Origin of the sequence: Neisseria sp. P0020.S003 (assembly GCF_051957095.1) — a bacterium.
In the GTDB taxonomy this organism is placed as follows: Bacteria; Pseudomonadota; Gammaproteobacteria; order Burkholderiales; family Neisseriaceae; genus Neisseria; species Neisseria subflava.
The window spans coordinates 1-15,498 of sequence record NZ_JBQCWU010000018.1 but is presented as its reverse complement, the minus strand read 5'-3'; the positions used below and the strand labels follow the sequence as shown (position 1 = coordinate 15,498).

12 protein-coding genes and 2 tRNA genes are annotated in these 15,498 nt (G+C 51.2%); 9 read left to right on the top strand and 5 right to left on the bottom strand.

All coding sequences use genetic code 11. From position 1 onward, the window contains the following. Positions 1-55 precede the first annotated feature (55 nt). The 7 genes from ACTHTQ_RS09280 to ACTHTQ_RS09250 all read left to right on the top strand — a co-directional run bounded on the left by ACTHTQ_RS09280 (position 56) and on the right by ACTHTQ_RS09250 (position 6,725). A tRNA-Thr gene (locus ACTHTQ_RS09280) sits at positions 56-131 on the top strand. 36 nt (positions 132-167) lie between these two features. After that, positions 168-243, top strand: a tRNA-Thr gene (locus ACTHTQ_RS09275). A 127-nt stretch (positions 244-370) separates the two neighbouring features. Further along, complete coding sequence (panB, locus tag ACTHTQ_RS09270) at positions 371-1,162, top strand: 3-methyl-2-oxobutanoate hydroxymethyltransferase (RefSeq protein ID WP_049333454.1); 792 nt, start codon at positions 371-373, stop codon at positions 1,160-1,162. Positions 1,163-1,281: 119 nt separating this feature from the next. Beyond that, on the top strand, positions 1,282-2,118 hold the full coding sequence (panC, locus tag ACTHTQ_RS09265) for a pantoate--beta-alanine ligase (RefSeq protein WP_440363742.1): 837 nt from the start codon (positions 1,282-1,284) through the stop codon (positions 2,116-2,118). Between the two features lie 68 nt (positions 2,119-2,186). After that, on the top strand, positions 2,187-3,137 hold the full coding sequence (locus ACTHTQ_RS09260) for a DUF4424 family protein (RefSeq protein WP_440363741.1): 951 nt from the start codon (positions 2,187-2,189) through the stop codon (positions 3,135-3,137). A gap of 98 nt (positions 3,138-3,235) precedes the next feature. Further along, positions 3,236-5,836 (top strand): DNA mismatch repair protein MutS, encoded by a 2,601-nt coding sequence (gene mutS, locus ACTHTQ_RS09255; RefSeq protein WP_440363740.1) that lies wholly within the window; start codon positions 3,236-3,238, stop codon positions 5,834-5,836. A gap of 37 nt (positions 5,837-5,873) precedes the next feature. Beyond that, positions 5,874-6,725, top strand: coding sequence for a DUF5672 family protein (locus ACTHTQ_RS09250; protein ID WP_440363739.1), 852 nt, complete (start codon positions 5,874-5,876; stop codon positions 6,723-6,725). A 44-nt stretch (positions 6,726-6,769) separates the two neighbouring features. Here the strand turns inward: ACTHTQ_RS09250 and ACTHTQ_RS09245 are convergent, their stop codons facing one another. Next, positions 6,770-7,606: a DUF4198 domain-containing protein gene (locus tag ACTHTQ_RS09245; protein WP_440363738.1), complete on the bottom strand. Its 837-nt coding sequence runs from the start codon at positions 7,604-7,606 to the stop codon at positions 6,770-6,772. A 387-nt stretch (positions 7,607-7,993) separates the two neighbouring features. On the opposite strand from ACTHTQ_RS09245, the gene ACTHTQ_RS09240 reads away from it, so the two are divergent. Then, complete coding sequence (locus ACTHTQ_RS09240) at positions 7,994-9,043, top strand: sulfate ABC transporter substrate-binding protein (RefSeq protein ID WP_440363756.1); 1,050 nt, start codon at positions 7,994-7,996, stop codon at positions 9,041-9,043. A gap of 77 nt (positions 9,044-9,120) precedes the next feature. Beyond that, entirely contained in the window at positions 9,121-10,179 is a 1,059-nt protein-coding gene (gene dinB, locus ACTHTQ_RS09235) for a DNA polymerase IV (RefSeq protein WP_440363737.1), read from the top strand. Positions 10,180-10,316: 137 nt separating this feature from the next. On the opposite strand, the gene recB is transcribed toward dinB, so the two are convergent. From recB to ACTHTQ_RS09215, 4 genes are all read right to left on the bottom strand, one after another. After that, complete coding sequence (gene recB, locus ACTHTQ_RS09230) at positions 10,317-13,973, bottom strand: exodeoxyribonuclease V subunit beta (protein ID WP_440363736.1); 3,657 nt, start codon at positions 13,971-13,973, stop codon at positions 10,317-10,319. A 144-nt stretch (positions 13,974-14,117) separates the two neighbouring features. After that, positions 14,118-14,252, bottom strand: coding sequence for a hypothetical protein (locus ACTHTQ_RS09225; RefSeq protein WP_440363735.1), 135 nt, complete (start codon positions 14,250-14,252; stop codon positions 14,118-14,120). 143 nt (positions 14,253-14,395) lie between these two features. Next, positions 14,396-14,875 carry a hemagglutinin repeat-containing protein gene (locus ACTHTQ_RS09220; protein WP_440363755.1) on the bottom strand — a complete coding sequence of 160 codons (480 nt, stop codon included), beginning with the start codon at positions 14,873-14,875 and terminating at the stop codon, positions 14,396-14,398. Positions 14,876-15,251: 376 nt separating this feature from the next. Beyond that, positions 15,252-15,392 carry a hypothetical protein gene (locus tag ACTHTQ_RS09215; RefSeq protein ID WP_440363734.1) on the bottom strand — a complete coding sequence of 47 codons (141 nt, stop codon included), beginning with the start codon at positions 15,390-15,392 and terminating at the stop codon, positions 15,252-15,254. Positions 15,393-15,498 lie beyond the last annotated feature (106 nt).

The following is a 15,498-nucleotide window of genomic DNA, read 5'->3' as shown; positions in this document are numbered from 1 at the left end:
TTGTTTTAAAATGCTTGCCAAGATGGGAACTTATCGGCATAATGCCGACTTCCTTGCCGGTATAGCTCAGTTGGTAGAGCACCTGACTTGTAATCAGGGGGTCCCGAGTTCGACTCTTGGTGCCGGCACCAGTTAAAGACTGATGGTGCTGCAAGGCATTTCAGTAAGCCGGTATAGCTCAGTTGGTAGAGCACCTGACTTGTAATCAGGGGGTCCCGAGTTCGACTCTTGGTGCCGGCACCAATTAAAAGCCCGATTGTGAAAGCAGTCGGGCTTTTTGCTTATGCTTTGATATTTTAAAAGCAGACCTTATAATACCGCGTTTCCATTACAACAAAGGGCTGCCCGTCGGGCGGAACACACAAAACACATGATTACCGTAAACACTTTGCAAAAAATGAAAGCAGAGGGCGAAAAAATCGCCATGCTGACCGCTTATGAATCCAGCTTTGCCGCGCTGATGGACAATGCTGGCGTGGATGTATTGCTGGTAGGCGATTCTTTAGGTATGGCGGTGCAAGGTCGTCAGTCCACTTTGCCGGTAAGCTTGCAGGATATGTGCTACCACACTGAATGTGTGGCTCGCGGTACTAAAAATGCCATGATTGTCAGCGATTTGCCGTTTGGTGCATATCAGCAGAGCAAAGAGCAGGCATTTGCGGCGGCGGCAGAGTTAATGGCGGCCGGCGCGCATATGGTCAAGCTCGAAGGCGGTGTCTGGATGGCGGAGACCACTGAATTTCTGCAAATGCGCGGTATTCCTGTTTGCGCCCACATTGGCCTGACCCCGCAATCTGTGTTTGCATTCGGCGGCTATAAAGTTCAAGGCCGTGGCGACAAGGCAGAAGCGTTGCTCAACGACGCCAAAGCGCATGATGCGGCAGGTGCGGCAATCGTATTAATGGAATGCGTGCCTGCGGAATTGGCGAAAAAAGTGACCGAGACAGTTTCTTGCCCAACCATAGGTATTGGCGCAGGCGTGGATTGCGACGGTCAGGTTTTGGTGATGCACGATATGCTCGGCATTTTCCCCGGTAAAACCGCCAAATTCGTGAAGAACTTTATGCAGGGCAAAGACAGCGTTCAAGCCGCGGTCAAAGCTTATGTGGACGAAGTCAAAGCAAAAACGTTCCCATCTGTCGAACATACGTTTGCCGGATAAAATAAAAAACAGGCCGTCTGAAACTTATTTCAGACGGCCTTTTTGATGAATAAAAGCGTATAATCGGCGCGTGATTTCCGTTGGTGAAACGGCGGAAAATATAAAGGATTTTTCAAACCATGCAAATCATTCATACGATTAAAGAATTGCGCGAGTGGCGCAAAACTGCCGGAAAAGTGGCATTTGTGCCGACCATGGGCAATTTGCACGAAGGCCATCTTGCGCTGGTGCGCGAAGCGAAAAAACGTGCCGATAATGTTGTGGTCAGTATTTTTGTCAACCGCCTGCAATTCGGACAAGGCGAAGATTTCGACAAATATCCGCGCACTTTGCAGCAAGATGCCGACAAATTGGCAGGCGAGGGCGTTGCCGTCGTGTTTGTGCCTGATGAAAAAGAGCTGTATCCGAATGTGGAACAGCGTTTCAATGTCGAGCCTCCGCACCTGCAAAACGAATTGTGTGGCAAATTCCGCCCGGGCCATTTCCGCGGCGTGGCGACCGTTGTGACCAAGTTGTTCAACATTGTTCAACCTGATACTGCCTGTTTTGGTAAAAAAGACTATCAGCAGCTGGCGATTATCAAAGGCTTTGTCGAAGACTTGAATTTCAATATTGAAATCGTCCCCGTCGACACAGGCCGCGCTTCAGACGGCCTGGCTCTTTCCAGCCGCAACCAATATTTGAGCGAAACAGAGCGCGCAGAAGCGCCCCGCCTCTATCAAGAGTTGCAAAACATTGCTGCCGCCCTGAAAAACGGCAATCTGGATTACGCCCAGCTTGAAGCCGAATGTATCCGCCGTTTGACCAATGCCGGCTGGGTGGTTGATTACGTTGAAATCCGCCATGCACACAGCTTGGCAGTAGCTCATGTCGGCGATAAAGAATTGGTGGTGCTTGTCGCCGCCCGTTTGGGAACCACGCGCCTGATTGATAATTTGGAAGTGGCTTTGGCTTAAAACCAAGCTACTGTTAAAGGCCGTCTGAAACCTGTTTTTCAGACGGCCTGTTTCAAAGGGGTTAAATCATGAAACAAAAAGCTTTAATCTTGCTCCTCCTGCTTGCCGGAGCAGCCCATGCCAACGACAGCACGGGTACAGTCAGCACGAGCGGCATCAAATATCTGAAAAATCCGCATATTGATATGCAGAGCGAAGATTTGTACATCAGCGAAAAGCAAATCCGCGTGCATTACAAGTTTAAAAATACTACAGCGCAAGACATTACTGAAACTGTTCTTTTTCCTTTGCCCATCGTTCCTGCGGCCACAGTTTCCGACTTTGCCGACACCAAAGGCTTGGTTGACAGCTTCCGAATTTACGCCGACGGCAAACCTGTCAGCCCGCAAGCCCACGTCCGTGCCTATTTTGAACGGAGTAACGGCTCGCTGGTGGACGTGACCGCCGATTTGAAAAAATGCGGTTTGAGCGATCAGGAGTTGATGCACCCATGGACGCAAAACAAAGATGTCGAAAAGCTCAATAAAAAAATTCGTACTTGCAGCTCGCCTAAAATCAAATCCTTGCTTCCAGCCAGCGAATTGAACATGATGGGCTGGACGTATTGGTCGGCGCAGATTATTTACAGCTGGAAGCAAACCTTTAAAGCCAACGCTGTAACCGAAATCAAACACCAATACACCCCGTTGGTTGGCGGCAGCTTCCTGCCTTCGCTCAAAGCCAAAGACAGCAAAGCATTCATAGATGAGTACTGCATGGATGAAAACTTCCTTAAAAACTTTAAAACTGTGGAAGAAGGTTCAAAGGTTTATCACTATTTGGGCTATGTCTTGACCACAGGCGCCAACTGGGCAAAACCCATCGGTAAATTCACTTTGACCATAGACCGCGAGCCCAATACCGTGATTTCACTTTGCTGGGACAAATCCTTGCGCAAAGTAGGGCCGAACCGCTTCCAGGCAGTCAAAGAAAATTTCCTGCCGAAGAAAGACTTAGACATTATTTTCGTTTATAACTAATCTTGTTCGGCATACATAAAAGGCCGTCTGAAACCTTATTTTAGGTTTTCAGACGGCCTTTTGTTACAATAACACTTTTGCGTTTCTAAGGCTTCTCCATGTCCAAACCCACCGTCTCCCCGATGATGCAGCAGTATCTAGCCATCAAATCGCAACACGCCGACAAGCTGGTGTTTTACCGCATGGGCGATTTTTACGAGCTGTTTTTGGATGACGCGGTGGAAGCGGCGAAGCTGTTGGACATTACTCTGACCACCCGCGGGCAGATGGACGGCGTGCCGATTAAGATGGCGGGCGTGCCGTTTCACGCGGCGGAGCAGTATCTGGCGCGGCTGGTGAAGATGGGCAAAAGCGTGGCGGTGTGCGAGCAGGTGGGAGAAGTCGGCGCGGGCAAAGGGCCGGTGGAGCGCAAAGTCGTGCGCATCGTTACGCCCGGCACGCTGACCGACGCGGCGTTTTTGGAAGACAAGGAAACCAACCGCATCGCGGCGGTGAACGCGGATAAAAAACACATCGCCATCGCGTGGGCATCTTTGCAAAGCGGCGAATTCAAAACCAAGCTGACGACGGCGGACAAACTCGCCGACGAGCTGGCGCGTTTGCAGGCGGCGGAAATCCTGTTGCCCGAAGGCAAAAGCCTGCCTAATGGGTTTCAGACGACCTCTGCCAACATCACGCGCCTGAACTCATGGCAGTTTGCCGCCGATGCGGGCGCGAAATTGTTGACCGAATACTTCGGCTGCCAAGACCTGCACGGCTTCGGTTTGGACGGCAAGGAACACGAAGCCGCCGTCGGCGCGGCGGGCGCACTGTTGAACTACATCCGCCTGACGCAAAACCTGATGCCGCAACACTTAGACGGCATTTCGCTCGAAACCGACAGCCAATATATCGGCATGGACGCCGCCACGCGCCGCAATCTCGAAATCACGCAAACCCTCTCCGGCAAAAAATCGCCGACCCTGTTTTCCATACTCGACGGCTGCGACACCCACATGGGCAGCCGCCTCTTGGCACTCTGGCTGCACCATCCCTTGCGCAGTCGCGCCCACATCCGCGCCCGCCAAGAAGCCGTTGCCGCGCTGGGTTCGCAATACGAAAACCTGCAAGGCCGTCTGAAAAACATTGCGGACATCGAACGCATCGCCGCCCGCATCGCCGTCGGCAACGCCCGCCCGCGCGACCTCGCCGCCCTGCGCGACAGCCTGTTTGCCCTGTCCGAAATCGAATTGTCCGCTGAGGGCAGTAGTCTCTTAGAAACCCTCAAAGCCGTTTTCCCCGAAACCCTGCCCGTCGCCGAAACCCTTAAAGCCGCCGTGATGCCCGAACCCGCCGTCTGGCTCAAAGACGGAGGCGTCATCAACCAAGGCTATTCGGCAGAACTTGATGAACTGCGCCACATCCAAAACCACGGCGACGAATTCCTGCTCGACCTCGAAGCGCGCGAACGCGAACGCACCGGCCTTTCCACCCTCAAAGTCGAGTTCAACCGCGTCCACGGCTTCTACATCGAGCTATCCAAAGTCCAGGCCGAACAAGCCCCCGCCGACTACCAACGCCGCCAGACCCTCAAAAACGCCGAACGCTTCATCACCCCCGAACTCAAAACCTTCGAAGACAAAGTCCTGACCGCGCAAGAGCAGGCATTGGCATTGGAAAAACGCCTGTTTGAAGCCCTCCTCAAAGACATTCAGACGACCCTTCCTCAGCTTCAAAAAGCCGCCAAAGCCGCCGCCGCCCTCGACGTACTCTCCACCTTCGCCGCCACCGCCGCCGAACGCGGCTTCGTCTGCCCCGAGTTCGCCGACTATCCCGTCATCCATATCGAAAACGGCCGCCATCCCGTCGTCGAGCAACAAGTGCGCCACTTCACCGCCAACCACACCCGCCTCGATCACAAACACCGCCTCATGCTCCTGACCGGCCCCAACATGGGCGGCAAATCCACCTACATGCGCCAAGTCGCCCACATCGTCCTCATGGCGCACACCGGCAGCTTTGTCCCCGCCGATGCCGCCCAAATCGGACCCATCGACCAAATCTTCACCCGCATCGGCGCCTCCGACGACCTCGCCTCCAACCGCTCCACCTTCATGGTCGAAATGAGCGAAACCGCCTACATCCTCCACCACGCCACCGACCAATCCCTCGTCCTCATGGACGAAGTCGGACGCGGTACTTCGACTTTTGACGGCCTCGCCCTCGCGCACGCCATCGCCGAACACCTGCTGCAAAAAAACAAATCCTTCAGCCTCTTCGCCACCCACTATTTCGAGCTGACCAAACTGCCCGAAGCCCACGCAACGGCAGTCAACATGCACCTCTCCGCACTCGAACAAGGACAAGACATCGTCTTCCTCCACCACATCGAACCCGGCCCCGCCAGCAAAAGCTACGGCATCGCCGTCGCCAAACTCGCAGGTCTGCCCAACCGTGCTTTGAAAGCGGCTCAAAAGCATTTAAACGATTTGGAAAACCAAGCCGCCGCCAACCGTCCGCAGTTGGATATTTTCAGTGCCATGTCGTCTGAAAATGGGGCTGAAGAGGAAGGGAAAGAACAAGAAATTGAGCCTGTTGATAATTTGCAGAACAATGAATTGGCCGAAGCGTTGGCGCAAATCCAGCCCGACAACCTTACGCCGCGCGAAGCCTTGGATGCCTTGTATCGCTTGAAAGAAATTTGCAACAAGGTGTCGTAAATAACTCAAAGGCCGTCTGAAACAGGGGAAACATATAATGAGTTTTGCTGACATTACCGTGGTGGGTATTACCGGCGCAGATTCTTATACCGAGGGCACGATGTACGCCGTTGCCCGCAGTTGCGCCGAATTGCCCGGAAGCCGTGGATTGCTAATCAGCCCAAGCCGTCCGCAAGGTTTGCCGGAAAATATCCGACATCAGCCTTGCCGGAAATTCGGTTATCTGGAATACAATTTGTTTGTTTTGTACCAACTGATGTATTACATCGATACGGATTATTGTTTGATTGTTCAAAATGACGGCTGGGTGTTGAACGGTCAAAACTGGCAGGATGCCTATCGGGAATATGACTATATCGGTGCACCTTTGCCGATTTTGTTGGAAACCGAAGCCGACGGGCAGTTTTTCCTGAAGGGAACCGACCAATATTTGGCCAAACAACATCTGATTCAGACTTCTCCGAATTTGGACGAGCCGCAGAACGGTGGTTTCAGCCTGCGCAGCAGACGGCTTTTAGCCATGCCGCGACAACTGGGCTTAAATGTAGAAATCCGACCGCCGTTGCCGCCGAAAGACGAAAAAATTGCCTATATGGAATGGCTGGTAAAGCTGCACCATGAAGATATGTTTTTGACGGCGCAACACCGTTATAGATTGCAGGACTTGGGTTTGAAATTTGCGCCTCCGAATATTGCTACGCAATTTTCTTTAGAAGTACCGTTTATCAATCAAATGAGGAATGTCCCTTTAGAGCGCGTCTTTGGGGCGCACTGGATGGGAAATGTGGTCTTGACCGGCTGCAATCGTGTCCGGTTTGCCCAATTGAATGAAGATAGATTGGAAACATACTCCCGTTTTTTTAGAAATTTGGGTTATGAATGGGAATAAATTAAGGCCGTCTGAAAGTTCAGACGGCCTTTTGTTAATGGCTGTTAGTGTTGATGATGGAGGGCATGGCGTGCAGCCGCGCGTTTGGTGCCGACAGGTACGATCAGCGTTGCATAAGCTTTGTCCTGCTGGCATACGCTTTTATCGCTGTAATCGGTCTCGTTCACCACTTTGATTTTCCACAAGCCGTCAATCAACGTAATCACATTGACCACGCCGTTTTTATCGGTTTTGCCGGAGAAGCCTTGAGGCTCGCGGTGGTCATGGGTTGATTCCAAGTCCATTTCGGCCAAAGTGTCCGAGCTGGCGGTAACGGTGGCTTTAACCAAAGGCTCGCCTTTGTACAGGACTTTGACCGGCAAAATACCGCCGGCTTTGACTTCGTTCGGATTTTTCAGCGGAACCAGTTCCAGCTTTTGGCCGATAGGGCGGGTCAATACAGCTTCATCAACTGCGCCGTTGCCCACTTGGACAAAGCTTTTGCCGAACATTTGCGATTGTTCGCAATAGGTTGCGCCGGCCAACTGTTTTAAGGTTTGCTGTTTCCAGCCGTCTTGGTTTTTCGACCAGAAAGTCGGTTTGTAGGTTGCGCTGACCCAGTAGGAGCCTTCAGGCAAAGCGGTTTTGGAAACGTATTGATAGTTTTCGCCCTTATTTACCAAATCAACGGTTTTCTTTGAGCTGCCGGTTAATTGCAGCGGTTTGAAAATATGCACGCGGTCGTCGGCGATTTTTTCGACATTGGGGAAGTCATGGCTGTAACCTAAATCCGCATGCAGGATTTGGCCGGCAGGCTGATGTGTCGGTGCGGCCACCCAAACATCGTGCGCCTGCGCCACTGCGCCCAATCCCAGCAATCCTAAAAGCATCCATTGTTTCATAGTTTCTACACTCCATTTTGTTGTTGAATGAAAGGCCTTGTATTTTGGCGAGTAGAAACATTACTCTTATTTGCATTTTTTGTAAATAAAAAGAATTATATTTTTTAATTATAAATAATTATTTATATTGGATTTTCAGACGGCCTGACGTATTGGGCAATGCTGTTTGCAACGTATGTTTATCTTGTATAAATAGCTGCTTTAATTTTTATCTGATTGATGTATATATAATTTATCGTAATGCTTATCTGTGTGGGCATTTTTTCCCAACTTCCGCCCGGATTGTATATAACCAAAACTGATAAACGCGAAAGCAAACATTATTTCCAGTTTGCATCCAATCCCGATAAAGTGCTCCCATATTTTTAACAGGAGCCGACCATGAATATCCGTACGCTTTCTTTTGCCGCTTTGACCGCCGCGCTGGCTTTGAGCGCGTGCTCGCCAAAAACCGAACAATCCGCCGACAATGCCTCTCAAGCTGCCGGAGGTAAGGGGGGCGAAGTCAAATTGCTGAACGTCTCCTACGATGTCGCCCGCGATTTTTATAAAGAATACAATCCTTTATTTGTCAAAGAGTTTGCCGCAAAAAACGGCGGGCAGACGGTTGAAGTCCAACAGTCGCACGGCGGCTCCAGCAAGCAGGCTTTGGCTGTCGCTAACGGTTTGGCTGCCGATGTGGTGACCATGAACCAGACTTCCGATATCGAGCTTTTGGTGAAAAAAGGTTTGGTCAAAGCTGATTGGAATACACGCCTGCCGGACAATGCCGTACCTTATACCAGCAACGTCGTTTTCTTGGTACGTAAAGGTAATCCGAAACACATCCAAGACTGGGGCGATTTGGCTAAAGACGGCGTGCAAATCGTTTTGGCCAACCCGAAAACCACCGGCAACGGCCGCTACGCATTTTTGGGTGCGTACGGTTATGGTTTGAAAGTCAATAACGGCGATGAAGGCAAAACCAAAGATTTTGTGGCCGCATTGCTGAAAAACACGCCTGTGTTTGAAAACGGCGGCCGCGCAGCAACAACGACCTTCAGCCAACGCAATATCGGTGATGTCTTGGTTACCTTTGAAAATGAAGCCAACTATGTCAGCAAAAAGCTGACCCAAGACCAGTTTGAAATCGTTTATCCAAGCTACACCATTCTTTCCGAAGCGCCGGTTGCCGTCGTGGACAGCGTAGTCGACAAAAAAGGCACACGCGCCACTGCCGAAGCCTATCTGCAAAACCTCTGGAGCGAACCGGCCCAAGAATTGGCCGCCAATCTTTACCTGCGTCCGCGCAATGCCGAAGTCTTGGCGAAACACAAAGCCGACTTCCCTGAAATTGAGACGTTTAATCCGAATGAGAAATTTGGATCGTGGGAAGAAATCATGAAAAAATTCTTTGCCGATGGTGGATTGTTTGACCAGCTTTCCAGTAAAAAATAAGGCTTAAACATAGAGGCCGTCTGAAACTTCAGACGGCCTTTTGTTACAATAAGTCTTTTTCTTATCCACCTTTTCCCATGTCCCAACGCAAAATCATCCATATCGATATGGACGCATTCTACGCTTCGGTAGAACTGCGTGAGCAGCCGCACCTGAAAGGGTTGCCCGTCGTTGTGGCGTGGGACGGCACGCGGTCGGTTATTTGTGCCGCTTCTTATGAAGCGCGAAAATTCGGTTTGCACTCGGCGATGTCGGTGGCGACAGCGAAAAGGCTGTGTCCGCAGGCGGTGTTTGTGCCGCCGCATTTTGATTTGTACCGCCAAGTGTCGGCGCAGATTCATGCTGTGTTTCGGCGTTATACCGATTTGATCGAGCCTTTGTCTTTGGATGAGGCTTATTTGGATGTTACCCGAAATTTTGAAAATATCCCATACGCCAGCGAGGTAGCCAAACGTATTCGTGCCGAAATTTTTGAAGAAACCGGTTTGACAGCCTCCGCAGGTATCGCACCCAATAAGTTTTTGGCCAAAATTGCTTCCGACTGGCGCAAGCCGAACGGGCAGTTTGTGCTGCCGCCGCAAAAAATCATGGCATTTTTGGAGAGCTTGCCGTTGGGTAAGATTCCCGGTGTCGGCAAAGTCACGCTGAAAAAGATGAATGCCCTCAGTATGCAGACTGCCGGCGATTTACGCCGTTTTGAGCGCGGCGAACTTTTAAACCATTTCGGCCGCTACGGCTACCGCCTTTACGATTTGGCACGCGGTATCGACGAGCGGCCGGTCAAAGCCGAACGCGAACGCCTGCAAATCTCAACCGAAATCACCTTGCCCGAAGATTTGTCTTTGGCGCAGGTTTCTAGCCATTTACCGCACCTTGCCGAAGACCTTTGGCGGCAAATCGAACGCAAAAACGTCGAAGCCAAAGGCGTTACCCTCAAACTCAAAACCCACGATTTCCGCATTATCACGCGTTCGCTGACGTATTCTTCCGTCTTGCCCGACAGCACCTCGCTGCTTCAGGCGGCGCATACTTTGTTGCAACGCATACCGCCGCAACGCGAAGACGCCTTCCGCCTGATCGGTATCGGCGTGAGTCATTTGCTGCCGAAAAACCAGCAGCAGACGCTTTGGTTATAAAGAAATAGAAAAGCATGTTTTCCGTTTGAAGATAGGGCGTAGGACAATATTGTTCCATAACCATATCGGCAGCCGTTTAAACAGGCCGTCTGAAAACTTTTCAGACGGCCTTTTTGACGGTTTAACAAAATGATTTATCAAGAATTTGTTTTTCGTTCAACAAAAGTGGAAAGCAGGGCGGTATCGATGTCCCATTTCCAAATGCCTCGTTCCGAGCCGTCCATGCCACGTAGGAAGAGGTAGCGGATGGCGATTTTGGTCAACGGCTTGCCGCGCAGGGCGTAGTAGCGCGTAATGGCAACGGCGTAGATCAGGGCTTGCAGGTAGTAGTGATGATGCGCCACGGCTTCGTTCATCGCTTGTTGCGTGTACGCGCTTGCATCGTTGCCCAAATGGTTGGATTTGTAGTCGATTAAAACGACATTGCCGTCTGAATCTTGGCAAACCATATCGATAAAGCCGTTTAAATAGCCTTGCAAATCATGGAAATCAAGCAGTTGCGCGGCTTGGACGCATTCGGGCGGCAGGTTTGCTTCGCTTGAGGCAAACCAACGGCGCAAGTCGTCCAGTTTGAAATCGTCCATGTACAGGGTGAACCCCATTTCTGGCAGGCGTCGGGTTGGCGGAATCTGCGACAGGCTCTCACCGATTAAAGGCGTCAGGCGACAGGTGTCGAGCATGGCGCTTACCGTCGGCAGCCATTTGTCTTCAAAGCTGTGGCGTTGTAAAACTTCGGCAATCATTTCGGATTGGCTCTCGGCAGAGTCGGCGAAGTCGAGTTTTTCCAACATTTCATGCAAACATACGCCGGCATTGGTACCGCGGGGGAAATGGTGGATATCGAGGCCGTCTGAAAGCGGGGACGGCAGGTTTTCAGACGGCATGGCACGGTCTGCGCTTTCTGCCGGGTCGATGGCAGGTTGCAAAGGCTCGTGTTGTTCGTCGGTTGACTTGGTATGTCGGCTCAAACCGGTAAAGCTGGTGTGGCGGATAAAGTCAAAATCGCGGCGTTTGATGGTATGTGCGCTCAAGGCTTGGTCTTGTTGGTGACTGTATTGGTAGACGGTTTCCGGCGGGGCTTCTTCCGTGAAGGCAAACTCAGTATTTTCAGGAGCGTTTTTGATAAAGCGTTGCCAGTTGAGCTTGAGCATTTCCACAACATTTGTCGCGCTTTTATAGCTTTGGCAGACGCTTTCGCGGCCAGCATCCGGCAAACCTTCGAGCAGATAGGCAAAAGGATTGTTTGGCGTACTGTTTTTGTTGGCGGCGGCGTAGATGTTGAGCTGTTCTTCGGCGCGGGTAAGGGCGACATAGAGCAGACGCAAATCTTCTGCCGTCTTTTCGTCGGCAAGATGGCTTAGTTCTGCTTCCGAGGTTTGCGATGTTGTCAGCAGCTCGGTTTCGTGGTTTTCGGTATGCAGGATTTTCCAGTTTTCTTTGGAATTGTCTTTGGTATCCCATGCAAAGGGGCAGTACACCAAAGGATATTGCAAACCTTTCGACGCGTGCATGGTAACGATTTTGACCAGTTTTTCGTCGCTTTCAAGACGGATGGTTTGCGCGTCTGACGGGAAATGGCCGCTGCGCGCACGGCCGATTTGTTCGTTCAGCCATTTATGCAGGGCGGCAGGGTTGCGGCTTTGGCTGTCTTCTTCGGCCAAAAGCTCCAGAATTTGGTAGTAGTTGGTCAGGCTGCGTTCGTTGCCGCCTTTGAGCAGGCGTGTTTCGATGTCATGTAGGGCGGCAAACTGCTGCACGGCGGCAAAAATGCCGCCTTTACGCCATTTTTCCATGGCTTCGGCAGACGATTCCAGCCATTTCAGTAGCTGGTGTTCGTTGTGGTTGAGTTCGTAAATCTCTTTGGCGGTATAGCCGAATAAAACGCCGGTTAAGACAAAGCGCAGCCAGTCGGTTTGCCTTGGGTTGAGCCAAAAGCCGATCAGCGCAGACAGCGAGTCTGCCTCGGCGGAATCGAAAACGGACTGGCGCGACAGCAACACGCTTTGGATACGGCGCTGTTTCAGTTTTCCGGCAATCATCGCCGCTTCGTTGTTGGTGCGTACCAAGACGGCAATATCGCCGGATTCCAATGTACGGCCTTTGAAGTTCAGACGGCCTTCGGCTGCTTCATTGAGCGCAAAGGCAATTTCATCGGCGCAATATTCGGCGGCACGGCCGCGCAAAATTTCTTTGCCGGTTTGGTCGTCCGTATTGAGCCAGCGCACTTGGATGGCGGGGCGGTGTGGCGACAGCCGGCTTTTGGCACGGCTGGCGGAGACATCGCTGTAATCGATGTTTTCCAATACGAATGGATGTTTTTTTTGTTTGAACAAGGCGCTGATGCCGTTGATCAGCTTGGCATGGCTGCGGTAGTTGACGGCGAGGGTGTAATGCCTGTCCGCATCTTGCGCGGCTTGCAGATAGGCGTAAATGTCCGCACCGCGAAAGCTGTAAATCGCCTGTTTGGGGTCGCCAACGAGAAACAGCGGGCAGCCTTGTTCGATAAAAATTTGGCGGAAAATTTCATATTGCAGCGGGTCGGTATCTTGGAATTCGTCAATCAGCGCGATTTCCCAGTTTGCCGCCGCCGCTTTTGCCAACGCATTGCCGTGTTCATTGGTGGTCAATGCCTGATGGACATCCAGTAGCAAATCGTCAAACACGCGCTCACGGCGTGATTTTTTTTGTTCGGCAATGGATTGGTTGATGTAGGACAGGAGGTCGAGTTGCAGGCAGATGAAGACGGCTTCTTCCGCGCTTTCCATTGCTTGCAAATCACGACCGAGATTGGCCAAGGCTTGCAGCTGGATAATTTCCGGCGCATCGGCATCGGCTTTATATTCTTTTTTCAGTTTGCTGTTGAGCGTGTCGATACTGAAGAGGCTTAATTTCCCTAGCGTTTGTTTGCTCAGGCGGGGCAGATGACTGGATTCGGCGTTTGTTTTTAAATCGATAAAAACATTTTCAAAGGTATTTCTTTTGTAGGTCTGGCCATTAAGTTTGGGCAAGATTGTCCAAAACGCTTTTTCCAAGTCTTCCAACTGACCGCAAACTTTTTGCCATGTTTCTTGAAGGTTGGCTTGGGCTTCTTTCAAACTGCCTTCAGGCCGTCTAAATTTCAGATAGGGGCGGCCGGTATAGCTTTTGATTTCGGCAAGCATTTCTTCAGGCGTGCATTTTCGGTCAAAAACCAATTGTGCCAATGTGGCATCGGTTGCCACTTTCTGCCGCCAAAAGTCCTGCGCAGGAATCAGCAGCCTCTCGCGCGAGTCGTCCGACAGCTCGACATCCAAAGGCGCACCGCACAAAAACGCGTAATCGCGCAAGACGCGCTGACAGAAGCCGTGGATAGTGTAAATCGATGCGTTGTCAAACTGGCTCAGCGTGGCTTTGAGGCGGAGAATCAGGCGATGGCAGCTTTCCTGTCCGTCTTGCTCACCTAAAGCCAAAGGAATCAAGCGATTGAGAAAGTCATCGGGGGATTTTTTCTCTTTTTCGTAATATTTGTTCAGGCCGTCTGAAATATGTTCCGGCTTGCCGCCCAAAGTTTGGATTTCGTTCAAAACCTGCAACACTTCGTCCAAACGCGCGCGCAAACGGGTTTTCAGTTCTGCTGTCGCCGCTTTGGTAAAGGTAACGACCAGAATTTTCTCGATGTCTTTTTTTTCTAAAACAATCAGTCGGGTAAAGAGCGCGGCAATGCCGTAGGTTTTACCCGTACCGGCAGAAGCTTCGATGAGGTTGGTACCGTCGATGGAAAGTGTGAGCGCGTCAAAAGGAAGGGGGGAAGACATGGTTGGAACGGAATAATATTAGCGAGGCATTATCATAACAGAGATAGTGTGTTGTTTTGCATTGATGATAGAAATGCCGTCTGAAAACTTTCTGTTTTCAGACGGCATGTCTTAAGGGCTATTAAATGACTTCAATAGCGCATCTTAGTAGCGCAAACGGCGTTTGGCGTAGCTTGGTTGGCGAGGACGATAGGTATAACGGTTCGCCGCAGGAGCTTTACTGTCGTCATAGTAGTACGCAACATTATTACCGTTAATGGTCGTATTGTTGACGCTCAAACCGGTTGGAGAGCCGGTAGTAATAACAACATTGTCGCTTTGGATGGTGTTTGCCGTATTGGTTACGTTGGCTTCGTTTTTACCTTTGGCGTTGATGCCGCCGTCAGGTTTGCCTGAAGCGTAGCTGCCGTTGACATTGACGGTCAGGTTTTTTTGTTAACGCTGCTGATTGTGCCGGAAGTATTGACTTTGTTGCCTTCTACTTCAACGGAGTTGTTGGATACCAGGTTGGTACCGTGCAGGTTGACGTCACCGTTGTTGGCATTGATTTTAATGTCATTGCCAGCCGCTACATTCGCGCCTGTGGCGGTAAAAGAAGCGTTATCGGTTTTGTTGACGCCGACAGAGCCATTGACGTGAGGAACGGCAACACCGGTTTCAACATTGATTGTCGTACCAGCGCCGATACCGACATTAACGGCTGTACCTTGGTTGGAGGCAGTATTGGCTGACTCGGTGAAGGTTACGCCGTTGCCTGCGGTAATGTTGACGTTGTTGTTGGCAGTAATGTTGGATGCGATTTCAGCAGAGTCTTTGGCGTTGATGATAACATTGGTCGCATTCATATCACCTTTGACGGCGGTAGATTCTTTTTTGTTTTCATCAGCGTAGTTGACGTTCAGGTTGGCATTTACATCAACGTTTGAACCGTCTTTGGTGTATCGATGAATTTGATACTGGCTTTGGCAGTCACGCTGCCGTTTTCTTTATTGGTTTCGGTGCCAGAGTAGCCTTTAATGGAATACTCGTTGACCTGTTTGTTTTCTACTGCTTTGCCGCTTGTCGACAGAACTTATAAATCAGGTGGTCGTCGTAGCTCGAATTGCGGTTGATGGTGCTGCTCACAGTAAAGGTTTGGCTGTCTGCAAAACACTCCCAGCCGGGCAGGTGCAGTTCGGCCACGAGGTCGAGATAGGCGGGCAGTTCGCTGCGGGTGTTCCCGCACCTGCCGCGTCGCCGTCTCATCTTTCTTATTCCCCGCCTGCGTGGCGAGATTTTTCATGCCTGCCTTTTTAGGACGGACACGATGGTGGCAAGGTCATTGGGCGACCAGCGCCAGCAGTCGGGCAGCCCCAATACGGCGGCGTACCACTCGGAGCAAAACCACTTGTCGCCGCATTGGCGGGTTTTGAATACCACGCCGACGGCACCGAACCAGTCGTAGGGCTAGCTGACGGTATTGCGGTATAGGCGGTCGAGCTGGCCGTGCTCATTGATGCTGTCGGGCAACGGGATTAGATCCCAC